Consider the following 21,485-nt stretch of genomic DNA (forward strand, 5'->3'; position numbering starts at 1 on the left):
AACGCCGCCCCATCAGCATATGCATCGCATGAGACTGCTGGAACGGACATAGCCGGCGGTGCACAATCACCCTCATGGAGTCTCGTTAATTCGGGTTTCCGGAAGCAATCCACGGCCAAGCGTTCTCAAGTGACGATATCAGGCCAACGCACTCGTTGAGAAGGATGGCAGTGAGACTCAGAACAGCAATTCCGTGATACGACGCCTTCTATACTTCTCAAAGCTGATTGGAGGCGCCGATGTTCATTCGTTTGCTCTTCGTTTTCAACCTGATATTAATCGGAACGACAATTAGATCGACGCTGATCGCGCAAAGTCCTGCCCCACCCTGTAAGAGCACGGTCACGGGAACACTTGAAGTAGTCCCACTTGTGAGCAAGGTGTATGGGGACAAACGCTTCCTCCGCGTTTGGCTGCCAGCCGGCTACTCGGAGCAGCAATCAGCGACGAAGCGTTATCCTGTGCTCTATCTTTTCGACGGACAAGACCTGTTTGATCGCTGCACGACGCGTCCCGGCGAGGAGGAGTGGCACGTCGATGAAATCATGACCGGCCTGGTCGACCAAAAAGCCGTGCAACCGTTGATTGTGGTCGGAATCGATAATTCCGGTCCCGGTCACCGCGAGGAGGAGTACTCCCGTTATAGCGCTATGGCGGATGCCCCGCAGAAGCTCTCCGCGTTCATGAACGCCGAGGTTGTTTCACTCATCGATCGACGTTTTCGAACCATCAGTGACAGAACTCACCGAGGAGTAGGCGGAGCATCGTTAGGGTCGCTCGCGGCGTTGACGCTTCTACTCGACCTGCCGGATACTTTCGGCCTAGGTCTCCTTGAGAGTACCTCGTTGCAGAACGGGAACGGCAGAGCGCTGCAGGAGACCTCATTGATCGTGCAGGGGCCGTTGCGTGTCTCCATCGGAGTGGGCACGACGGAGGTGCCACCGTCGGAGGCTGCGGACCATGGGTTTCCATATTTCGACGACGCCTTCGTCGCGATGAATCGAACGCTTGCTGAGAACATGAAGAAGAGCCTGATGAACCATCCAGAGGTACAGTTGACCGTTCAGCAGGGTGGGCAGCATCAGGATCGATATTGGAGCGAGCGTTTCGGACCCGCTATGCGGTTCCTATTTCCTCCCAGCGCACTAGCCAGCAGATAGCTCCTGTACAACTCAGTGGGGAGAGTTGCTATTTTGAGGCAAGAATCTACTTTCGTTGCTTATTGGAGGAGCGCATAACTGATTTCGCGTGAATCCAGAACCGTTTCTTCGACTCTCACTTCGAGTGCGCGCTCAGGTTGGAATAGGGGCCTCGGCCGTCTCGGACATACTCCCGGACGCTCAACGATCTGTAATGTCGCCGTCACGCAGAGGTACAAAGGCGCTACGTTCGAAGATACGTCCACGTTTCACCGTGAACATAATGCTCCGAAGATTACTGAGACTTAGTGTCGGATCGCGATCAAGTACAACCATATTCGCCAGCTTGCCGGGCTCGATGCTGCCCATGTCACGTTCCTGGCCTGCGGCTCGCGCGGCTATTATGGTCGCTGACTGCAGCACAGCCCTGATGGGCTGCGCGCATTGCTTGCCAGTTCCGCGAGTTCGTTGAGCAGATCCGGCCATGGATCTTCCCAGTCGGCAATATTATCCGTTCCCGCAGCGATAGGGACGCCAGCACGATAGGCCTGGCCGGTGATGGCGCCTCCTACGGTGTCGTCGCAACTTCCCGGCGGGAGAGCCGGGGAAGAGGAGGAATCGGCCGTATCTGGGCTGTAGGCCCAGACCGTGGCGTCTAGAATGGTTCCGCGCCGCGCCATTTCTGCGAAGAGCGGGGCAAGGACGGGATTGCGACCGTCACGGAATGGACCAAGCGCAACAGGTGGATGGGGTTCCGACCAGCTGGGTATGTGTTCCTGCGGCTGCCGCACAAGAAGACAGGCGTGCGAGATGGAGTCCACACCTGCGGCGACGACGTCCGAAGGCCGCGCCGGATAAAGCGTGGCGTGCGCCCAAACCAGCAGGTGTTGGCGATGCGCCTCCTGCGTGATCTTTGCAGCAAGTTCACCTGAGAGATCAGCGTAGAGCTTGATAGCAGTGGCATAGGTGCCACGCGCCTCGGCAACCGCAAGCCTAACATCCGTGTCGTCTCCGACAGCCTGCATCCAGGGAACCGCACCGGGCACGCCGCCAGCGGATACCTGAATGTTGCGCTTGTCAGCGAAGAAGCTTGGGCCGGCCATGAGAGCGGCGTATTAAATGTCCGGTCCGGCAATTTCTCCCGCACGGCTGGCTCGCGTAAGTTCGCCTACACCGCGCAAGTCGTCCGCCATGTCGCGTACGGCGGTCACGCCACCATACAGGTCGCGCCGTATGATCGCCTCGGCCTGACGCCGGTTTGGCGGAGTGGCAAGATGCATATGCGCGTCGTTCAGCCCGGGCATCAGGAAGCGTCCGGTAAGTGAAACGACCTTCACCTTCAGCAGCAGGCTGCGGTCAGCCTCTGCGTCCGGAAAATTCGCTCGATGCGCTCTCCATGAACCAGGACATCCATGCCCTTCCGCGCGCTGCCGCCAACGACATCGATCAGGGTCACATCGCGGAAAAGAATTTCTTCCACCTGCGGTGCAGTTTGCCGCTCCGGTGATTGCGCGCGGACCATAAGGGAATATGCGCCAGCGACTGCAAGGACAAGGAAGATCATCGGACGGGCGTGGCGCCGCGATCCGATTCGCATACGGTATGAGTGCTCAGCAACTGGAGAAAGGTTGCGGATCAGGCAGGTGATAAAGACCGGATGATTCATGCCCTCAGTATATGGTCGGGGGTCTTCGTGACGGCTCCTAGATTGACAACAGGCCGAGTCACTCGTCCAGTCCCCGGGGCCTGACACGTGCTTCGGCCACTTAGTGATCATCAAGATCATAACTGGCGAAAACTGCGTTTATCGGTAGTTATCCATTCGACTCATGTTCGGAGCGTTTTAGAAGGTTTCTTCGCATACGAGCGCAGATATCCCCAGACAGCGCCTTCGGTTCTCTGTAGCAATTCGTTGGATTCGCCTTCTCCCCGTTCGCCTGCCGCGTCGATGAGACCGCGCATCAGTGCGAGCAGATCTGCCGCAGCGACGTCATGGTTCGGCACCTTCGGCGCGTCGGGTAGTGAGAGCATTTTCTCCATTATGATCTGCAGACGCGAGGTCGTCCCGGAAACCTGGCTCTTGAAGGCCTCGCGCTTCTCCGCGACATCAATAAGCCGCGCCAGCTTCGGCCGTTTCATCTGATGGCGGATCGAGGCGCCGATATACGACTTGAGCGCCGCACGGAAGGTGGAGTGTTGTTCGAGACCTTCGCCGACGGCAAGTAGCGGAGCGACTTCGCGCTCAATGAGCCCACTTAGCAGTGCATCCTTGCTGCGGAAATATTGATATAGCGAGCCGATGCTCACTCCAGCACACTCGGCGATGGCATTTGTGTTGAAACCGTCGAATCCACGCTGCTCCAGAATGCGAGCAGCGGCTTCCAGGACGACAGCGACGGTCTCCGCAGAACGCTGTTGCAGCGGCGTCTTTCTTGGCTTTAGAGCTTCGGCAGCGGCTTGCTTTTTGGTCATAAGAACGCGAGTACCCTTTGTGAGCAAATGCTCATATCCTCATTCAAGGAGAACACGGAATGACTTCCAATGAAAAGACACAGCACCAGACACACGACGACCTTACGGTCTTTATGCTGGTCAAGACCATGCCGGAGTGGCTCGGGATGCCGGTCGCGGAACGCTTCACTCACTTCAACGGACGAATGAAACCAATCCTCAAGAAATACGAAGACGAAGTTCGTTGCCGCATCTTCGACACAGAGTTTTTCTCCACACGCGTCACCGACGTTTGGATGTGGGAAGCGAAATCGCGGCACGCCTACGAGATGGTCGTCGAAGAGTTGCGGGAGACGCCACTATGGGACCGCTTCTTCTCGATCGTCGAGATCCTCGCAGGTGTGGAGAATGCCTACGCACGCAACTATGACCGGGACGGTGTCTCAGCCTGAGAGTTATACAGAAAGGAACATCATGAAGATTTCAGGGAACACCGTACTCATCACCGGTGGAGGCTCCGGCATTGGGCGGGGCCTTGCCGAGGCATTTCACCGTTTTAACAATCGTGTGATCATCGCCGGGCGGCGCGAGGGCGTCTTGCAGGCAGTCGCATCGGCAAATGCCGGCATGGAGTACCTGCTGTTTGATCAAGATGCTCCGGCCAGCACCGAAGAACTCGCAACTAAGGTCCGTACGCGTTTTCCCAACCTAAATGTGCTGGTCAACAACGCGGGAATCCAGAAGGTCGAAGACCTCACCTCTGGTGACATGGCCGATGCTGAAGCGATGATCAATACAAACCTGCTCGGCCTATGCGGCTGACGGCAGCACTGGTGCATCAATTGCTCGCTCAACCGTGCAGCGCCATTCTGAATGTATCGTCGGCTTTGGCGATGCTGCCTGCGGCCAGGATGCCGTCGTATTGCGCAAGCAAAGCGGCGATGCATTCTTATACGCAGTCGCTTCGTTATCAGCTCAAAGACTCTTCCATTGAGGTCGTTGAGATCATTCCTCCGTGGGTGCAAACAGACTTGCAGGGGGATCGTGGGATGAACCCGAAAGCGATGCCGCTCAAGGACTACATCGCCGAGACGATCCAGCTGCTGCGCGACCAACCGGCAGCAGCGGAAATCGTTTCAGAACGATCGAAGCCCATGCGTTTTGCAGAGCGAGGCGATTACGATACCTTCTTTCGCAAGTACAACGATGGATGGATGGCCGCACAAGAACGCTAGGAGCAGATCGCTGCTTCCACATGTGGATGCTTCTGTGTAGCGTGGCAAGCGCTGCGCAGTAGCCTCCAGATTCTTACGATAAATTCGATGAGCAGGTCCTCCGAAGGGGGACGCAGACTGGTCCCATGAATAAGCCAGCGCAGCACCTCATCGCTGAAGTCCCACGCAGACAGTCCAAGTTTGAGATCACGATCGGCATCGACCTTGGCGACGTCTGGAGTCATTACTGCACCCTCAACCAGGACGGAAAAGTGGTCGACCGTGGCCGCCTAAGAACTACCCCGAGGCCATCGAAAAGTGGTTCACCGACGTGGCTCCAGCGCGGGTTGCGATGGAGGCTGGAACAGACTCGATCTGGATCAGCGCGTAGTTGCAGGAACTAGGTCACGAAGTCATCGTGGCAAACGTTCGCGAGTTGCGGGCGATCTCACACAGTGACCGGAAGAGCGATCAGGTCGATGCTGAGAAACTGGCAACATATGCCCGACTTGATCCGAACATCCTTGGTCCGATTGCCATCGCACCGTCGAGCAACAGCAGGCTCCAACTCTGATCCGTGCGCGAGCGCTGCTGGTGCGACTGCTACCGCTTCGTTGAATGCCGTTCGTGGTCTGACGAAGTCGTCCGGCCCCCGTACGCCTACCTCCGCCACAACGTGCTTGGCCCAGCGCAGCCTGGCCGTTATGCCGACTGCACTGGCACAGGCGCTCGGTCCGGTACTTCAGCAGATCGCGGAGATGACAGTAAAGATCAAGCTGTACGATCGGCAGATCCAACGGCTCGGCCGAACCGAGTATCCAGAGACCGCCCTAACCTTCGTTTGACGCTCGAAAGTAAAGAGAGGTTCGGACGAAGTCGACGACGTCGGGTGCTATCTGGGTCTGCGACCGCGTCGAAGTCGGTCTGGAGATCATGACCCGCAGCTCGGCATCACCCACGCCGGTAACGCCTATCTCCGAAGTCTGCTGATCGAGTGCTCCAATCACATTCTTCGACCGCACGGACGAGACTCGGTCTTACGACTGTGGGGCCTGCGCCTAGCCGCCCGAGGTGGCAAGCAGGCCAGAAGTAAGGCCGTCGTTGCCGTTGCCCGCAAGCTTGCGGTGATGCTCATCATCTCTGGGGGACCCAAGCTACGTATATGCCGTTATACGAACTAGCTGCTTGAGAGATCAACATGTTCGCCCGTTGCAACGACACCGTGTTCCGACTGCGAGCCGACTTCGGCCTTCGAGGCCGACCGATAGATGGCAGCATCGACTCTCCTCTCCCCCCAGCCAGCACCGAGCTTGCATGAATACAGCTCATCAAGAGTGCGAATAGAAACACGGTGGAGAGCGACGAAACCAAGAACAACAACCAAAGCAAAAGCCCTATGAAGGAAAAAACAAAGAACAATCCTTGCCACCATTGACCTGCTCATAAAAGTCGGCTTCTCCGGACTTAAGCAGCGTTCCGCTAAGGTGTCAGGCGGTAAAGATCGACGCCCCCGCTGTAATTCGGGACGTAAATTTGTCCGCCGTCAATGATTGGCGGGTTGAACTTATTGAAAAGAAACGGAATGCCCTGCGCCTGCGAATCCCAGAGTAGCTTCAAGGAGCCATCGGCGGCCAGGTGGATCGGATCGTAGATTAGGAGGCGCCCGTTGGTCTTATCCTGGTTGGCGTCGTTATAGGGGATTGTGCAGACGAGAATGGCGGAATTGGGATCGGATCCATTGCTGGAGCCTGAGCAGAAGCCGCCGGTCATACCGCCATGGTGGGTAGCGGTGTGCGGGGTCTCGATGCTGGCGACTTGGTTCCCTTGGGCTAGATAGGTGAGCTGACCGTTCAGTGACACTTTCCACTTGTGAAGCTGATAGTTCTCACCCCAGGCGAAGATGGTCCATGCCTGCAGAAGCGGGTCAAAGAACTGTACCGGCGTCATATGCATGTGCGCGGTGACACCCCAAGGGAAGAAGTTGAGCGTTTTAGGATCTTTCGGGCATGGATCCACGGGGCCAGGATCTACGGTGAGCCATACAGGCGGCCCGGCGAGTTTCGTGCAGTTGGCTGGCGGATTCTTCAGGTCTTTCAGAGTGGTGCCGCCCATGGAAGCTGTTTTGATTGGGTAGGCGATGCCGTCCTTGCCGCTGGCTATACAGATGCCGAGGGAAAAAATACACGCTGGGCCTGCCGAGCCCCAGTCTTCGTCAGACCAATCTCCAGTAGGAATCTTGGGATACACACGGACAACCAGATTGCCCTTCGCATCGACGGCGCTTTTGGTGACTGCGCCTTTGAAGGACATGTTCATGGAGGCCCCAACAGGCCGATTCATGGCCATCATCGGCTCACTAGGAGCGCTGACGCCCGCCAGCTTTCCCTGAGGAGCTGGTTGGCCGCTGCTACGGGCTAGGTCGGTCCAAGGTGTCCAGTGGTCCACGACGCGAATGCCGCCTTGGTTCTGAGCGGAGGGCGGAGTGTAGTGGAGCTTCAGGAACGATTCGGCCCACTGGGCGGCCCCATCGAAATCGCCATTGCCTGTAATGACGTACAGGTTGCCGTCAGGGTCGGCCGCAGCACCCTGGCCGGCCATCCAAATTCCGGCACCTGCGCCGGAAGTTGTGGCAAAGAGCGCTGTCTCTTTATCGGTGGCGACGTCGAAAGCGAAGCAGTAGCCTGCGGCTCCGGGATCGGTTTCGTTGATGGTCCCGGAGCAGCCGAAGACCGTTTTGAGGCCGTTTACATCGGTCTCGAGGAGAGACGAGCGCTGCTTGCGAGGAAATGCGTTGAAGTCTGCGCCGTTGCTTGTGCCCTGGATCATGACAGGATCGGCGACCAGCGTGCCGTCGCCGACATTCAGGACGAACATGAAATAGCGCGCAACTTTGGCCTCAGTCGATGCGGGCGCTGGAGGCAGCGGCGTGCCCTGTGCGTTGGGCACGATCCAGCAGACCTGGTAGAGGCGCTTGAGGTCTGGGTCGATGACGCCGGTGGACAAACAACCCCAGAACTGGTTGATCTGCCACATGTCGATGGCTTTGGTGCCGGTTATTGGTGTTCCCAGGACAGTTTGCCAGATGCCGGAGCCATCATGGGCGTCGACGCCGCGAACGACGTTGGCCATTGACGGAAGTACAAGGACATCGCGCACGCCGAGTGGAGTGGTGACCTGTGGAAGGATCAGTGGCTGTGCTTCCATGCCGCGGGCGTCATTTCCCCCCAAGGCAATGATGGTGCTTCGCACAATGCCCTTCGTGCCGACGGAGGCCTGTGTCAGCTGCGTTTCGTGGGAATTCCAACCGCTGCGGGCGTTGTCCATAGAGTGAGTCAGCCATGGCACTATGGTTTGCGCAGAAAGGGAGGATATAGAGATCAGAAAGATCGAAGCGACGACAATTCGCTGCAGGCTAGTGGAGATGCTCATCGTTGTTCTCCTGTACAGGTGATGCGTCTATCGGTGGTTCTGCTCATGGGACCGCTGTTGGGGGTAAGTTAGGGGCCAATTACGCGTCCTGGGACAGGATGATCGCGGAGTATGGTCCTATCCCGATGTTGGCGACATATGGGAGATTGTCCGTTCCACCGCTGGTAGCAGTCGTGTCGTAGCTGAACCAGTTGCCGAAGTATGCGTCGTATCCGCTCCAGTCGCTGTTGAAGCGAACCTTCCAGAGGCCCGGTCGGGGAAGACCCAAGAAGTAGTTTGTGCATCCCTGGTTGCCGAAGTTCAAGATGACGACCACATCATCTCCAGCACCGCCTTGATCCCAGCGGTGATACGCGAGAACCTTCGATGTGTTATCCACTTTGAAAATGTTCGTGTTTTGTCCGCGGAGTCCGCGCGTGTTGTTGAACCAATTGCGGCGAAGGTGAATGAGGTCACGATAGAGGTTGGTGATTCCAGTGAACTGCCATGCGTGCGCCCAGTCCATCATGTAGTTCACGTTCCACGCACCCCATGCGAGAAATTCCTGTCCCATGAAGAGCATCGGGATGCCGGGCGAGGTGAAGAGAGCAACTGCACCAAGTGTCGAACGTTTCTTCGAAAACCAGCTATCGGCCTTGCCGGGCCAGATCATTTCAGGCACCCGCGCCATCGGCGGGTTGGCGGTTGCGTCTACGCTGTCGTGAGACTCTGTGTAGATAACTCGCTGGAAGGCATTCTGGTTATAACTTTGCCCGATCACGAAAGCGACAGCCTGCATGTCGCGAGCACTGTCGTCTTGTGCGGTCATCGCATCGTGGAGCTTCCAGAAGAAGCTGATGCCCCATTGTGCGCCGAAGCCAGTTCCGCCGGCGCCTGTGGATTTGGTAATCCATTCGTTGTCCTTGAGATCTTCGGCGATGGTGATCTTCCAGCCTTGTCTCTGATCGATGAGATCATTTATCCATTGGCAAATCGACCAGCCATCATTTAGATCATGGGCCGGATCATTGTTGTTGTCGTAGACATTGCGAATTGAACCTACAGAATCCCAGCGCAAACCGTCTGCGTAGCGCTGCTCCAGCCAACGCAGGGCATTGTCGCGAATGTACTGCCGGACCTCGCCGCGTCCGTAGTCGAAGCGGTCGCCCCAACTCGTCTCGCGCCGCCAGTCGTTGTAGAAGTAAATCCCGCCAAACTCTGGCGAGGCTGACCATCCGTCGAACTTCCACATCGTGTCCGCGTCCGCGCCGAGATGGTTGTAGACAACGTCGACGATTACGGCGATACCGCGCTGATGCGCTTGATGGACAAGTTCGCGGAAGCCGTCTGGGCCGCCAAACTCATGCTCAATCGCGAACATGTAGGCGTAGTTGTAACCGGCGTCGAGCGGGATATCGAACTCGAAGAGCGGCATTAACTCAATGGCATTAACGCCGAGGCCTTGCAGGTAGTCGAGCTTCGCCGCAATGGATGCGAAAGAGCCTGTCTTTAGGCCATTTGGGTCCGTAAAGGCTGCTCCGGAATCGGAGACGAATGTACGAACGTTGATCTCATAGATCACCATCTCGTTCCAGTTCGGCATTGTGTAGCCGGGAACATCGGCGAGCGCCTCATTGTTTGCGGCGATCACGCCGTTCAGGGTTCCCTGGCCGTTTCGTATGATTTGGCGGGCGTAGGGATCCATTCTCCACGGCTGCCAGCCGGATGGAGCCTGAGGGTTTTGCAGATAGAACAGGTACTGGTTGCCAACCAGCGCATTCGGAATATCGACTGACCAATAATCGTTGCCCTCCGAAAAGAGAGCATCGTTGTCAGACGACCAGTTGTTGAACGTTCCAGCTACGAAGACGTCAGCGGCGAAGGGCGCCCAGACCCTGAATGTTACTCCCGAAGCGGCAACATCCTGATACGGTGTAGCGCCCATGAACGGGCGTTGCGATGGCGGCATTGACGGCTCCTCAGGACTGCGGAAGATGCGCTGCAGACAGCACTGATGCAACCAAGCTAGAAACGACGTGGCCCGGGTCAGATGAGAAGTTCGGTTATTTGAGCTTACATCAAGACCCTGAAAGCACGAGGAGATGAGGTCTGCCGATTTGCCTACATTTACGCAAAGGGACAGTCTTCACGCTATAGCTATTTTTACTTTGAGTCTCCTGGGGATCAAGCCTTCACGGACGGCAAGCTATCTGCGCCGCACTCGGGCCGTTTCGTGGTCTGCATAGCCGCTTTCCGACTCTGCGTTCCATTTCACCTTCCAAAGGACAGTCCAATGAAACCCTCCATGCTCTACGAAGCGCTTCAGGCGCTGATCGGCGAACGTGTGCCCCTTCACCTCTGGGGATCGTGCGGCGTCGGCAAATCACAGATAGTTTTCCAGGTTGCGAATGACACCAACCGCGAGTTTCGGGACATACGTGCAGGGCAGCTCGACCCAGTCGATCTGCGCGGTCTGCCTCATATCGCCTCGCAGCAGACAGAATGGGCGCCCCCTAAGTTCCTTCCCATAAGTGGTGAAGGGATCCTCTTTCTGGATGAACTGACTTCGGCACCACAGATGACCCAGGCGGCCTGCTATCAGCTAGTGCTCGACAGACGTCTTGGCGAGTATGTGCTGCCTGACGGCTGGGTGGTCATTGCAGCTGGCAATCCTGCTTCTGAAAGAGGCGTGCACTTCTCCATGCCACGACCGCTCCGGAATCGTTTCGTCCATCTGCATCTGGAAGCCGATCTCCCGGAATGGTGCCGTTGGGCAGTGCGTGCGGGCGTACGTTCCGAGATCATTGCGTTCCTTCGCTTCAAGCCCGCATTACTCCACGATGGGGACGTTACCTCCGACCAGAATGCTTGGCCCACGCCGCGCTCATGGCAGATGGCCTCGAATGTTTTGAAGGGCATGTCCGGCAAGGTTGGCTCTGCCGCGGTCGAAATCGAAGCGGAACTGCTAGAGGGCACCATCGGACCTGCTGCAACGGCGGAGTTTGTCGGGTTCCTACGGCTATTCCGAGAGTTGCCTTCGATCGACGAGATCCTGCTCAACCCCGATAAAGCTCCGCTTCCCAGCGAGCCGTCAGCGCAGATTGCGATTGCAACAGCACTGGGACGAGCTTTATCCGATCATTCCGTCGCGAAAGGACTTGCCTACCTGGACCGCATGCCAGCAGAGATGCGTGTTCTCGCCATGCGCGACGCCGCAGCACGCGATCGTGCGATCACTAGCACGCCGGAGTTCATTCGCTTCGGCATTCAACATGCGGAGGTCATCCAATGATTACTCAGAGGGCGATGCTGGCTGCTGTTCATATCAGCATCTGGACAGCGACTAAATACGACCGTAAGGTCAGCCGTGACGTGGCCAGCCAGCACGGCGCGCAGGAGCGCGCGGGCCGCTACAACAAGCAACTCCTCATGGGTGCGGCGCGGCTCGAAGAACTGAGAACACTGGCCGGCCAGATTCGACAGTATTTCTACAAGGTCACACTTCCTTGGTCGGACGAGGGACTTCGGCTTCTGTCCTCGCACTTCCTCTTCGAACTGAGCGAACGGATGCGTGAGTTCAAAGCGAACTTCTCTCACGGGGTGGAAGAGTTCCTCGATGTCTATCCGGGCTACATTCGAGAGGCCAGGGCAGAACTTGGGAGCCTCTTCCGCGAGGAGGATTATCCTTCGGTGGACAAGTTGCGCGAGAAATTCAGCGTCAACGTCGAGATTCTTCCCATCGCCACTGGGGACGACTTCCGAGTTACGATGTCGGCGGAAGAACAGGCGCGCATTGCTCGTGAAATCGATGCGAACGTGAGGCAGCGACTTTCAAAGGGAAGCGAGGATCTTTGGAAGCGATTGAGGGCTGTGGTCGGTCACATGGTGGATCGGTTGAGCGAGCCCGAGTCGCGGTTCCATGCGACGCTGGTGACAAACATCCACGATCTTGTCTCTTTGTTGCCGCAACTGAACGTCAATCAGGATCCCGACCTTGACCGCTTCGCGACCCAGATTCGAGAGCGGCTTTGCAACTGTACGGCGCAAGAGCTGAGGAAGGATGATTCGCGTCGGAGCGCCACGGTCGCAGAGGCTGCGGGAATCGTCGCCGAAATGGATGAGGTGCTCGAATCGCGGATCCCGCAGAACTCTACCGTACCTGTCGAGATGCCGGAGCTCTCCGGCATCCTCGCCCATATGACTGCCTATATGGGCGAGTCGGTGGCACTATGAGGCAATTGACTGCCGTGGAGAGCCGGATCCGGAAGGCGCGCACTACACTCCTCCTGGATCATCCTTTCTTTGGAACGCTCCTCTTCCGTCTTGCTGGCAAGGAGACCTCTTCCGTAGAAACAATGGCCACCGACGGAGTCTCTCTCTTCTTTAACCCTGCCTTCGTCGACACCCTGGCGGCATCCGAGTTGGTGGGCGTTCTCGCGCACGAGGTCTTGCATCCCGCCCTCCAGCACCATACTCGCCGGGGAAACCGAAGCCCGAACCGCTGGAACGAAGCGTGTGATTACGCGATCAATCCACTGGTTTTGGATGCGGGTCTGTCCCTGCCCAAGGGCGTCCTGGTGGACAAGCGCTTCCGCGGTATGAGCGCTGAGAGGATCTACAATTTGCTTGACGCAGAGCAGAATGACAAAGCTGGAGACAAGCAGAGTTCGAGAGGCTCCGACGATCCCGTGGCGCCAATTACCGTAGGCGGAATTGGCCAAGTTCTGGATGCCCCGGAACCGAAATTTGCAGAAGACAAGGACATAGCAGAACAGGCACGCGATTGGCAGATCGCAGTCGAACAGGCGCAGACGCTTTCGAAGATCGCCGGCAAGGTCCCGGCAGGAGTCGAGCGGAGTCTGTTTGCCGCCGCGGAGGCGAACATCGATTGGCGTGAGTTGTTGCGCCGGTCATGGTCGGAGGCACTCCCTGCCGACTACTCATGGATGAGGCCAAACCGCCGCCATCTCTGGCGTGGGCTCTACCTTCCCGGGATCACTCGGGATGGCGTCGGGGAAATAGTCGTTGCGGTAGACTGCTCGGGTTCGGTGAATGCAAGACAACTCTCTCTTTTTGAAGCGGAGATTCGATCTATTCTCGAGGGCCAGAGACCGGAGCGGGTCCATGTGCTTTACTTCGACACCCAGGTCCACAAAACCGACGTCTATTCCTACGGTGAGCCGATCTGCCTGACTCCGGCGGGCGGCGGCGGGACCGATTTCAGGCCCTGTTTTCATTGGGTAGAGGAACATCAAGTACCTGCTCAAATGGTGGTCTTCTTGACGGATCTCCATGGGACTCTTCCTGAGGAAGAGCCTGACTACCCTGTGATCTGGGCATCCACGGGATCGCTCCGCGCTTCTTTCGGACAGGTCGTACCGATGCGGGCTGCTTAGGCCTGCATCGGTACATCTTGCTGGACAAGAACTTAGAGAAGGCGCGGGACCAGTGTGAACGTCATCGAGCTGAACTCGACATGCCCGAAGTATTCCAGGTGTAGCAGCGAACAGCTTCCAACGGCGAAAACACTGAGTCTTGATCTTCAGATCCTGAACGGACGACGTCCGAAGATGGGCAGGCCGCTTCGCCGGCATTTGGAGCGCTCAAACGTCGGACCGCTTCGATCGAAGACCTTCGTTCGGTCTCGAGGGTTCGGAACGTCGGGGAGTATCGCAAGGAACTGACTGAAGGCAGGCTATGCTCCCAGTTCAATCGAGCCGCTCTATCCTGGATGTAAATTGATCGCGGCTTCACTTCCAGGGACCTCAGGATCCATTTCTGTCTGGAGGCAAGACGAAGGCATCGGTCTTGGCTCAAGCGACCATGCGAACCTGGCAGCCTGTCGCTGTATTCTCAGCCGGTGCTCCGCGCAGTCCGCAAAAAGTAGGTCATTCGTAAACCAATTTTCAAAGCCGCGCGGAGGGTCCGGTCTTCCTATGGGACTTACACGGTGGGAAAAGCCTGATCTCCAGACACAGTGGCTATCAAGTCGTAGCAATCCCAGGGATGACTCGAAAGACTTGCCTCTTTGATTTTCAGCAGATACATCTCGTGCAACATCATTCCATCCTCTCGTATGCGACCGCTTTTGACGTACATATCGTCCAGAACGCGTGAACGTAGGGCGCCGGTGACCGCGTCAGGGTCTGTGCTGCCAATTTCCTTCACAGTTTGGAGGTACTGTTTCACCGCTGAGTAGTCTGCCGCCTGTAACGAGGACGGCATTCGTTGCTGACGCAAGAAAAAGCGATGAGCCCAGGCTCGCGACTCGGCGTCGCGCGTCCAATACCAGCTATCGCAGAGATATAAGCCCTTGGCCTGCTCTTGCCCCATCTCGTAAATGTCATCGATGAACGTCAGGAGACCGACCACCTTCAATTTGGAGGTGGCCCCTAGAAGTTCCATCGCTTTCATGGCCTTGATGAGGGCAGCATGACCATTGGCGAGTCCGAGAACTTGAGCACCACTTTCAAGCGCCGCTTCGATATAGGGAACGAAGTTTTCCTCTCCATGAGGGTTGATCACTGCCCCAACTACCGTACCACCAGCTGTCGACACCGCCACGCGCCCGTGAGCCTCAAGCTCCCGTCCAAAAGGATAATCTGCAGTGATGTAAAACCAACGGCTATCGCCTTTTGAGGTCAAGACGAGACCGGGGACGGTTGCGAGAGCGACGGTGTTGTAAGCGTACTGAATCACGGACGAAGAAGCGCGCTCCCTGGTCTGAACGGAGGTGCCTGCCCCAACGACCATCAGCGGCCGGTGCAAGTCTGCCGCGACACCGGACATCGCGAGACTGGTATCTGAATTCACGCCGCTAATAATTAGATCGACGCCGCTCTGGGTGTACCAGTCGAAAGCGATCTTCTTCGCTTGTTCCGAGTCATTGTGGTGATCGCCCAGCAGCAACTCTACACGGCTTCCCGCAGCCTCTCCCTCCACGTCCTCAATGGCCATCCGGATCGCTTCAGCGCCCCCCAAGCCATCAACGTTACGATACGGCCCAGTAAGATCCGTACAGAAACCAACTCGAATCGTCTTGTGTCTCATAAGCTCCTCCTTCTACGCTGTGTCGGCCAGTCTTCGAGCGAACCCGTCGCTGTAAACGGCGCGAAAAATGTGTCTATCAAGGTGCAGACTTGCCCGATTAAAAACGGCTCTGCTTTAGGTCAAGGTTCAGTAAATTTGGGTGTCCTAGTTTGGATTTTGGTATAGTCGAAAGTTGCCGAAAGGTGAGGCGAAACGCCGTGGGTTCGGTATTCGTCTCACGGATGAGGACCTAAAGAACCTGACAGCCGCAGTGAAGGCGCGGAAGCAGACCGTAACCGAATTTATTCAAGGCACGCTGAGTGCCTCAATGGAGGCTTGATACATGCAACCTTGCAGACATTCTCTGGCAGATGCGGCATTGTGGTTCAGCATGGGAGTTTTGACATCGCAGACCATTCGGAGGATATGGAAGACAATTACGAAGTCAAATTAGGACACTACCGAAATTTGCTCCAGGTTTGCTCGCTGTTATCAAGACGGTTTGCATTTTGGACCTCGATCATCCAACCTGGGTACTCGGGCGGCAGGGCGCTTACCTCATCTAGCAGGACCGTTTCGCGCGGGGTAAGAAGTAGATCGGCCGCCGCGAGATTATCGCGTAGTTGCTCGATCCGTTTGGCACCCAAAATCACTGAGGTCACGGCTGGTTTGGCAAGAAGCCATGCCAGAGCCACTCGCGCCGAACTGCAGCCATGTGCTTCTGCAATGGGACCGAGCACATCAATGATGTTCCAGGCTCGCTCCTTGTGGACGATCGGGAAGTCGAAGCTGGAGCGCCGCGATTCGGCAGGCTTCTTCTGGGAACGTGTGTACTTGCCCGAGAGCAAACCGCCGGCAAGGGGACTCCACACCAACAGACCCAACCTTTCTGATTGCAACAGAGGAACGATCTCGCGCTCCAAGTCCCGTCCAGCTAGCGAGTAATAGGCCTGCACCGCATCAAACCGCGCTAGGTTCTTGCGCTCGGAAACTCCGAGCGAACGGCCTATTTTCCAGGCAGGCCAGTTCGAACATCCAATGTAGCGAACCTTTCCCTGTTGCACCAACGCGTCGAGCGCCGAGAGCGTCTCTTCGAGCGGCGTCACCTCATCGCTCGCGTGAATCTGATAGAGGTCGATATAATCGGTCTGGAGACGCCGGAGACTAGCTTCCACCCCGTCCATGATGTGGCCCCGCGACGCTCCTACGTCATTTGGACCTTTGCCGACCCGCATGAACACCTTCGTGGCAATCACGACGTCCTGCCGACTGATCCCAAGGTTCTTAAATGCCTGTCCAAGCACTCTTTCGCTCTGGCCAAATGAGTACACATCTGCGGTGTCAAAGAAGTTGACCCCGGTTCTTAATGCCTCCATAACCAGGTCGTCTGCGCCAGTCTGATCAACAGAGCCGATGGTTCCATAAATCCCTTCTCCATCACCAAAGGTCATGGTTCCTAGACAAAGATTTGAGACCAGAAGGCCCGTATTGCCCAGCGTGTTATATCGAAGTGCCACCATACTCTCCTTTGTCGTTGGTGTTAGTGGATGCCGTCTGCTACGCCTACGCTGGGGCGAATGCCTCCGAAGATAGCTTCTGTCACTTGACTTGCATTCTCACTGGTAAATGGGAGATGGCCAGCCAACAATCGATACACCAGAGGCGCGTAAATCATGTCAATCACCAACTCGCAATCGAACCGAGGGTCGATCTCACCGCGGCCAACTCCACGACTCCATATGAGGCGCACGGCAGCGCGGCGCGGTTCAAGGAATCGCTCCTGATAGGTCTTCAGGAATGCCTCGTCGTCCTGGCATTCAGCAATGAAATGACGGAAGATGCGCCCCAGGGACGTTTCATAAAAGGCAATCGCCCCCCGCAGCTGATGCAGAAAATCCTGTTGCGCCGATCCCGTGTCATCGGTCGGGATACTATCCTGCATCCGGTCGAGGAATGCGTCCAGTGCGACAAAGGCTTTGCTTGGCCACCATTTGTAAATAGTGGCCTTCCCTACCCCCGCTCGTTCGGAAATTCCTTCGATCGTCAAATTCCGCAAACCTTTTTCAGCGAGTAAATCGAGGGTAGCCTTCATAATCGCCACCTGGGAGGCGGAACTGCGCGGTCGACCATAAGCTTTTACGCATGAGGGCACGTCGTTTGGAGAAGCACTCATGGCCCTAATACTACACGTATCGTATAGTAATCACAAATGCGCCATGCCAGGGCTCCCCAAATGCCAAATAAGTGCGCCTGTCCTCGGTACTGCATTTCGGCATAGCGGAATTGATCTGCGTTCCGCCGTAGCCAGTCCTCGGGATTCCCAACGTGCTTTGGAACTCGAAAGGCTTAAGTTCAAGCTTTGCCAATGCCGCCACGAGAACGGTCTCCAGCGTCGCTAACGATGTCCTCGTCATAGCGAAACCCTTCAGGCATTGCAGACAGTGTCTGCCAATTCGGCGAATAATCCAGTTTGTGTTGCCATGAGCTTCTCCCAGTGCCGCTGTTGTTTACCCGATCCCCTGGGGACGGAACGGAAACAATCGTTCAAAAGAGATTCAGTTGCGGCGTTTGCGCCGATCTCTTAAGCAGTACTTTGTCATCGAAGACCGTTCTGCCTCCAATCGATGCCGAAATTGCGCGCTCGTGCGCAATCGCCGCACCGCAATCGGCAATCGGTTCCCGCTCTGCTTCTACATGACGAGTCAATCGATCCAAACGCCGAAAGCCTCCCAGCTTTTCGGTATGCCCGAGACGAGCTGCATCGAGTGAGCGCCGCAGCACGGTAAGCGACTCGTCGTAAGTCTTGAGTGGCACCGGAAAGGGGTGCCCGTCTTTGCCGCCGTGAGCGAAGGAGAAGCGCGCAGGATCGGAGAAACGACTAGGCGCTCCGTGAACGACTTCTGCGATCAGAGCTAGAGATTGGAGCGTTCGTGGTCCGAGTCCTTCCACTAAGAGTACAGAGGCGAAGTCGCGTAGTTCCTGTTCATGTGCAACGGCCAGAACTGCTCCCAGGCGTTTCAAATCGAGGTCTTCCGTTCTAACGTCATGATGCGCGGGCATGACCAGCTTGCGAGCATCGTTTATTGCGGTCGTGATGGGACCTCTTGCAATGGTGAGCAACGCATCTTGTGCTTTGCCCGCGCGGGCATCGACTAAATTAAGAATCTCACCCTTAAGCTCGCCCACGATGGCTGTATGGGGCTCAGAGACAAAGTCGCGCACCGTGGCCGAGTGCCAATGATAGCGCCGCGCCAGATGGTTCTCGGGATTCATTCCTTGCTGTACGACCGCCCATTCGCCCGATTTTGTAATCGCGAAGGAGTGGAGGTAGAGCTGAAAGCCGTCGGCTACGGCGTTGTTGTCTACGCGCGCGGTGAGCCGGCTGGTTCGGGCCAGCGCATCTCCGTCCAGCCCATTCCTCAGCGAGAACGCACGCAGCTCGTCCGGTGTACGAACCGAATGCCGTCCGCGGCCACCGCAGAACATCAAGCCAAGATCCGAGAAACGCGGGTTCAACCCACGCTTCAAGGCTCCCAGAACCGACGTCGTGATGCCGGAGGAGTGCCAGTCCATCCCCATTACGGCCCCATATGCCTGAAACCAGAAGGGATCACTCAATCGCGTGAGGAACTCAGAGTGTCCGTAGTTCAGGATCACCTGCTCGGCAATGGCAGTACCCAGTTCTGTCATCCGATTGGCCGGCCATGAAGGGACCCGCCCGCCGTGGAGTGGGAGATCGGCTATGCCGGAGCGTTTCATTGATTCTGATCACCTCACCTCCCTATTCGCCCTTTATTCGCTTACAATCAAATTGTGGCAGATGTTTATTCCGACCTTGATTTGACCTGAAAGGTTTCCAGGCTATGGCAGCGGAAGAGATCTCAGCCGAACGACATCAATCGAATCAGCCCACGGTCCGCAAAATCATTCATGTTGACATGGACGCCTTTTACGCCTCCGTGGAACAGCGGGATAATCCAGACCTTCGTGGGAAGCCCGTCGTGGTTGCATGGACGGGCAAGCGATCCGTCGTTTGCGCAGCGTCCTATGAAGCCAGGAAATTCGGGTTACGTTCTGCGATGCCGGCAGTGACTGCGGAGCGGATGTGTCCACACGCCATCTTCGTACTGCCAGACTTCACCCGATATAAAGCCGCTTCACAGGGCGCTCGCGAAATCTTTCATCGGCACACTGACCTGATCGAACCGTTATCGCTCGACGAAGCCTATCTCGACGTCACGGAGAGCAAACTGGGGTTGCCAACCGCGACGCGTGTCGCGAAGATGATTCGGGAACAGATCCGTGAGGAACTGAATCTCACGGCGTCCGCGGGGGTGGCGCCAAACAAGTTTCTGGCGAAGATCGCATCGGATTGGAAAAAGCCGAATGGGCTCTTCGTCATTCAACCTCACGAGGCACAAGGCTTCTTGCTGTCGCTACCAGTAGGTCGCATCCCCGGCGTTGGACAGGTGACCGAAACACGCATGAAAACAATCGGGATTGCGACGGTTGGTGACATCGGCGCGATGGATATCTCCACACTGGAGCATCACTTCGGCCGGTACGGCCGTCGCCTACACGAACTCTCGTGCGGCATCGACCACAATCCTGTTGTTTCCAATCGGGCGAGCAAATCCATTTCGGCCGAGGACACGTTCGAGATCGATATCCCGCTGGCGGAGACTGAACCGCTAGTACGCAAACTTGCAGAAAAGGTCTGGGCCGCTTCACGCCAAGATGCTCGGATGGCGCGCACCGTAGTCCTCAAGCTGAAGACGAAGGAGTTCAACACGCTGACCCGAAGTCTCACCCCGCTCGTCATGCCGACTTCGCTTGCGGAGTTCACGGAGGTCGCCCTCTCCTTACGAGAACGAGTAGAACTCGGGTCAGGACAGCTTTTCCGTCTGGTTGGCGTCGGCTTGAGCAATTTTCAAGAGGACCCAGATCCGACTTGGCTGCTCTTTGAAAGCAATGCGAGCGCCGAGGTTGAAGCCGTTTTGGCATCCAACGACTAGATCATATGGACCGTAAGAAAACTACTTCCGCCCACCGCCAGCTTCGTGCTTCTTCAATCAAATTATCTAACGCCTATCACCATTTGGACGCCTTGCTTCACACGATGCGGTGTATCTCGCAGTATGAGGACATCCTGTGCGAACTCTCCCACGAAGCAAAGCGGGCAGGTGACCTGTCTCCGGAGATAAGCGAAGAGCTTCGCGGCATACTTGAAAAGATCCCGGCCCATGAGTATGTGCTGGATCTCGAAGCCGTGAAGGGCGCCTTCGTCAAACCGAAGACGTCGAGAAGAGTCGGCTCGAGAAAGCCTGCTGAGTCTGCACCGGTTCGCAAGAGCCCCACTCCTGCCAAAAAGAAGTCCAGGAGGGCGTCATCGAGATAGCAAGCTGGAATGTCAACTCGATTCGCGCGCGTGCGGAACATGTCAAAACGTGGTTGGAAGCAAAGAAGCCGGACGTTCTTCTTCTTCAGGAGCTGAAAGGAACCGAGTTTCCTTCCGCCTGGTTCAAAGAGCAGGGATACGACTCGGTCTCCGTGACACAGAAGAGCTACAATGGCGTCGCGATCCTGTCTCGCAGCCCGATCGAGGTCGTCAGCACAACGCTGCTCGGTGACGAAGCAGACAGTCACGCCCGCTTTCTCGAAGTAGTGATTGCGAACATTCGCGTCGTCAACATCTACCTGCCGAACGGAAATCCAGTGGGTACGGCAAAGTTCGATTACAAGCTGTCCTGGATGGATCGTCTTAGGCAACAGATGAAACTTTGGTTGAAGAGCGATGTGCCGACCGTGATTGGTGGCGACTTCAATGTCATTCCGGAGGACATCGACTGCCACAAACCCGCATCGTGGATTCACGATGCACTCTTTCAACCGGAACCGCGTGCCCGCTATCGAGAGATGCTCGAACTTGGCTATGTTGATGGGTTCCGGTCATTGCATCCGGGAATGGGCGGCCAGTTCACGTTCTGGGATTACTTCCGACAAGCCTTCGAACAAAACCGCGGCATCCGTATCGATCACTTCCTGCTCACTCCAAGTCTGGTTAAGAGGCTTGAATGCTGTGAGATCGATAAGGGACCTCGGGCGCTCGAGAAACCGTCAGACCATACTCCGATCGTCTTGCGCCTGAAGTAGCCGTCTCATTCGTGTCTGCAGCGTACTGGAAGGCAATCGAAACTTCCATCCGAATTGTTCGCCAGCCAGTGAGACGTTATCGCTATAACAA

General features: G+C 56.6%; 22 protein-coding genes and 1 pseudogene. 11 read left to right on the forward strand and 12 right to left on the reverse strand.

Annotation, left to right across the window (positions count from 1 at the left end; genetic code table 11):
- Nucleotides 1–239 precede the first annotated feature (239 nt).
- Complete coding sequence (locus ACPOL_RS28375) at nt 240–1,160, forward strand: alpha/beta hydrolase (RefSeq protein WP_114210145.1); 921 nt, start codon at nt 240–242, stop codon at nt 1,158–1,160.
- 180 nt (nt 1,161–1,340) lie between these two features.
- Here ACPOL_RS28375 and ACPOL_RS28380 read toward each other — a convergent pair whose 3' ends face one another.
- From ACPOL_RS28380 to ACPOL_RS28400, 5 genes are all read right to left on the reverse strand, one after another.
- Nucleotides 1,341–1,625: an amidohydrolase family protein gene (locus tag ACPOL_RS28380; RefSeq protein WP_114210146.1), complete on the reverse strand. Its 285-nt coding sequence runs from the start codon at nt 1,623–1,625 to the stop codon at nt 1,341–1,343.
- On the reverse strand, nt 1,541–2,242 hold the full coding sequence (locus tag ACPOL_RS28385) for an amidohydrolase family protein (protein ID WP_114210147.1): 702 nt from the start codon (nt 2,240–2,242) through the stop codon (nt 1,541–1,543). The genes ACPOL_RS28380 and ACPOL_RS28385 overlap by 85 nt, the downstream gene beginning before the upstream one ends.
- A 12-nt stretch (nt 2,243–2,254) precedes the next feature.
- Complete coding sequence (locus tag ACPOL_RS28390) at nt 2,255–2,476, reverse strand: hypothetical protein (RefSeq protein ID WP_114210148.1); 222 nt, start codon at nt 2,474–2,476, stop codon at nt 2,255–2,257.
- Nucleotides 2,477–2,478: 2 nt separating this feature from the next.
- Nucleotides 2,479–2,805, reverse strand: coding sequence for a hypothetical protein (locus ACPOL_RS28395; RefSeq protein WP_114210149.1), 327 nt, complete (start codon nt 2,803–2,805; stop codon nt 2,479–2,481).
- 161 nt (nt 2,806–2,966) lie between these two features.
- Nucleotides 2,967–3,611, reverse strand: a complete 645-nt coding sequence (locus tag ACPOL_RS28400) for a TetR/AcrR family transcriptional regulator (RefSeq protein ID WP_114210150.1) — start codon at nt 3,609–3,611, stop codon at nt 2,967–2,969.
- A gap of 59 nt (nt 3,612–3,670) precedes the next feature.
- Between ACPOL_RS28400 and ACPOL_RS28405 the strand changes: the two genes are divergently transcribed.
- Nucleotides 3,671–4,042 carry a darcynin family protein gene (locus tag ACPOL_RS28405; protein WP_114210151.1) on the forward strand — a complete coding sequence of 124 codons (372 nt, stop codon included), beginning with the start codon at nt 3,671–3,673 and terminating at the stop codon, nt 4,040–4,042.
- A 22-nt stretch (nt 4,043–4,064) separates the two neighbouring features.
- Nucleotides 4,065–4,825: pseudogene (locus tag ACPOL_RS28410) on the forward strand (SDR family oxidoreductase).
- Here ACPOL_RS28410 and ACPOL_RS28415 read toward each other — a convergent pair.
- A complete protein-coding gene (locus ACPOL_RS28415) occupies nt 4,822–5,049 on the reverse strand; it encodes a hypothetical protein (protein ID WP_114210152.1) in 228 nt (75 codons plus the stop codon). The pseudogene ACPOL_RS28410 and the gene ACPOL_RS28415 overlap by 4 nt on opposite strands.
- 173 nt (nt 5,050–5,222) lie before the next feature.
- Between ACPOL_RS28415 and ACPOL_RS33765 the strand changes: the two genes are divergently transcribed.
- From ACPOL_RS33765 to ACPOL_RS36620, 3 genes are all read left to right on the forward strand, one after another.
- Nucleotides 5,223–5,378 (forward strand): hypothetical protein, encoded by a 156-nt coding sequence (locus ACPOL_RS33765; RefSeq protein WP_161557607.1) that lies wholly within the window; start codon nt 5,223–5,225, stop codon nt 5,376–5,378.
- A gap of 130 nt (nt 5,379–5,508) precedes the next feature.
- Entirely contained in the window at nt 5,509–5,649 is a 141-nt protein-coding gene (locus tag ACPOL_RS33770; protein WP_161557608.1) for a hypothetical protein, read from the forward strand.
- Nucleotides 5,650–5,706: 57 nt separating this feature from the next.
- A complete protein-coding gene (locus ACPOL_RS36620) occupies nt 5,707–5,985 on the forward strand; it encodes a transposase (protein ID WP_414633394.1) in 279 nt (92 codons plus the stop codon).
- A gap of 298 nt (nt 5,986–6,283) precedes the next feature.
- On the opposite strand, the gene ACPOL_RS28435 is transcribed toward ACPOL_RS36620, so the two are convergent.
- Together ACPOL_RS28435 and ACPOL_RS28440 are read right to left on the reverse strand one after the other, a co-directional pair.
- A complete protein-coding gene (locus ACPOL_RS28435) occupies nt 6,284–8,233 on the reverse strand; it encodes a hypothetical protein (RefSeq protein WP_114210155.1) in 1,950 nt (649 codons plus the stop codon).
- A gap of 79 nt (nt 8,234–8,312) precedes the next feature.
- Complete coding sequence (locus tag ACPOL_RS28440) at nt 8,313–10,181, reverse strand: alpha-amylase family glycosyl hydrolase (protein WP_114210156.1); 1,869 nt, start codon at nt 10,179–10,181, stop codon at nt 8,313–8,315.
- Between the two features lie 324 nt (nt 10,182–10,505).
- Between ACPOL_RS28440 and ACPOL_RS28445 the strand changes: the two genes are divergently transcribed.
- The 3 genes from ACPOL_RS28445 to ACPOL_RS28455 are packed head-to-tail and all read left to right on the forward strand — an operon-like array spanning nt 10,506 to nt 13,608.
- Nucleotides 10,506–11,504 (forward strand): AAA family ATPase, encoded by a 999-nt coding sequence (locus tag ACPOL_RS28445; protein ID WP_114210157.1) that lies wholly within the window; start codon nt 10,506–10,508, stop codon nt 11,502–11,504.
- Complete coding sequence (locus ACPOL_RS28450; RefSeq protein WP_114210158.1) at nt 11,501–12,445, forward strand: hypothetical protein; 945 nt, start codon at nt 11,501–11,503, stop codon at nt 12,443–12,445. Before ACPOL_RS28445 ends, ACPOL_RS28450 begins: the two co-directional genes overlap by 4 nt.
- Complete coding sequence (locus ACPOL_RS28455) at nt 12,442–13,608, forward strand: vWA domain-containing protein (RefSeq protein WP_114210159.1); 1,167 nt, start codon at nt 12,442–12,444, stop codon at nt 13,606–13,608. The genes ACPOL_RS28450 and ACPOL_RS28455 overlap by 4 nt, the downstream gene beginning before the upstream one ends.
- Before the next feature lie 547 nt (nt 13,609–14,155).
- Here the strand turns inward: ACPOL_RS28455 and ACPOL_RS28460 are convergent.
- The 4 genes from ACPOL_RS28460 to ACPOL_RS28480 form a co-directional block, all read right to left on the reverse strand.
- Nucleotides 14,156–15,262: an ABC transporter substrate-binding protein gene (locus tag ACPOL_RS28460; protein ID WP_114210160.1), complete on the reverse strand. Its 1,107-nt coding sequence runs from the start codon at nt 15,260–15,262 to the stop codon at nt 14,156–14,158.
- A gap of 437 nt (nt 15,263–15,699) precedes the next feature.
- Complete coding sequence (locus tag ACPOL_RS28465; protein ID WP_114210161.1) at nt 15,700–16,761, reverse strand: aldo/keto reductase; 1,062 nt, start codon at nt 16,759–16,761, stop codon at nt 15,700–15,702.
- Nucleotides 16,762–16,781: 20 nt separating this feature from the next.
- Entirely contained in the window at nt 16,782–17,333 is a 552-nt protein-coding gene (locus ACPOL_RS28470; RefSeq protein ID WP_161557668.1) for a TetR/AcrR family transcriptional regulator, read from the reverse strand.
- Nucleotides 17,334–17,785: 452 nt separating this feature from the next.
- Entirely contained in the window at nt 17,786–19,000 is a 1,215-nt protein-coding gene (locus tag ACPOL_RS28480; protein WP_114210164.1) for a DUF763 domain-containing protein, read from the reverse strand.
- 104 nt (nt 19,001–19,104) lie between these two features.
- Between ACPOL_RS28480 and dinB the strand changes: the two genes are divergently transcribed.
- Both dinB and xth read left to right on the forward strand, forming a co-directional pair.
- Nucleotides 19,105–20,256: a DNA polymerase IV gene (gene dinB, locus ACPOL_RS28485; protein ID WP_114210165.1), complete on the forward strand. Its 1,152-nt coding sequence runs from the start codon at nt 19,105–19,107 to the stop codon at nt 20,254–20,256.
- A 379-nt stretch (nt 20,257–20,635) separates the two neighbouring features.
- Nucleotides 20,636–21,394, forward strand: coding sequence for an exodeoxyribonuclease III (gene xth, locus ACPOL_RS28495; protein WP_414633395.1), 759 nt, complete (start codon nt 20,636–20,638; stop codon nt 21,392–21,394).
- The last annotated feature ends 91 nt before the right edge of the window (nt 21,395–21,485 follow it).

The organism is Acidisarcina polymorpha, from assembly GCF_003330725.1.
Taxonomy (GTDB): domain Bacteria; phylum Acidobacteriota; class Terriglobia; order Terriglobales; family Acidobacteriaceae; genus Acidisarcina; species Acidisarcina polymorpha.

Coding starts and splice junctions, on each gene's coding strand:
- ACPOL_RS28375 (WP_114210145.1), top strand. CDS start 240: ATGTTCATTCGTTTGCTCTTCGTTTTCAACCTGATATTAATCGGAACG.
- ACPOL_RS28380 (WP_114210146.1), bottom strand. CDS start 1,625: ATGGCCGGATCTGCTCAACGAACTCGCGGAACTGGCAAGCAATGCGCG.
- ACPOL_RS28385 (WP_114210147.1), bottom strand. CDS start 2,242: ATGGCCGGCCCAAGCTTCTTCGCTGACAAGCGCAACATTCAGGTATCC.
- ACPOL_RS28395 (WP_114210149.1), bottom strand. CDS start 2,805: ATGAATCATCCGGTCTTTATCACCTGCCTGATCCGCAACCTTTCTCCA.
- ACPOL_RS28400 (WP_114210150.1), bottom strand. CDS start 3,611: ATGACCAAAAAGCAAGCCGCTGCCGAAGCTCTAAAGCCAAGAAAGACG.
- ACPOL_RS28405 (WP_114210151.1), top strand. CDS start 3,671: ATGACTTCCAATGAAAAGACACAGCACCAGACACACGACGACCTTACG.
- ACPOL_RS28415 (WP_114210152.1), bottom strand. CDS start 5,049: ATGACTCCAGACGTCGCCAAGGTCGATGCCGATCGTGATCTCAAACTT.
- ACPOL_RS33770 (WP_161557608.1), top strand. CDS start 5,509: ATGCCGACTGCACTGGCACAGGCGCTCGGTCCGGTACTTCAGCAGATC.
- ACPOL_RS28435 (WP_114210155.1), bottom strand. CDS start 8,233: ATGAGCATCTCCACTAGCCTGCAGCGAATTGTCGTCGCTTCGATCTTT.
- ACPOL_RS28440 (WP_114210156.1), bottom strand. CDS start 10,181: ATGCCGCCATCGCAACGCCCGTTCATGGGCGCTACACCGTATCAGGAT.
- ACPOL_RS28445 (WP_114210157.1), top strand. CDS start 10,506: ATGAAACCCTCCATGCTCTACGAAGCGCTTCAGGCGCTGATCGGCGAA.
- ACPOL_RS28450 (WP_114210158.1), top strand. CDS start 11,501: ATGATTACTCAGAGGGCGATGCTGGCTGCTGTTCATATCAGCATCTGG.
- ACPOL_RS28455 (WP_114210159.1), top strand. CDS start 12,442: ATGAGGCAATTGACTGCCGTGGAGAGCCGGATCCGGAAGGCGCGCACT.
- ACPOL_RS28460 (WP_114210160.1), bottom strand. CDS start 15,262: ATGAGACACAAGACGATTCGAGTTGGTTTCTGTACGGATCTTACTGGG.
- ACPOL_RS28465 (WP_114210161.1), bottom strand. CDS start 16,761: ATGGTGGCACTTCGATATAACACGCTGGGCAATACGGGCCTTCTGGTC.
- ACPOL_RS28470 (WP_161557668.1), bottom strand. CDS start 17,333: ATGAAGGCTACCCTCGATTTACTCGCTGAAAAAGGTTTGCGGAATTTG.
- ACPOL_RS28480 (WP_114210164.1), bottom strand. CDS start 19,000: ATGAAACGCTCCGGCATAGCCGATCTCCCACTCCACGGCGGGCGGGTC.
- dinB (WP_114210165.1), top strand. CDS start 19,105: ATGGCAGCGGAAGAGATCTCAGCCGAACGACATCAATCGAATCAGCCC.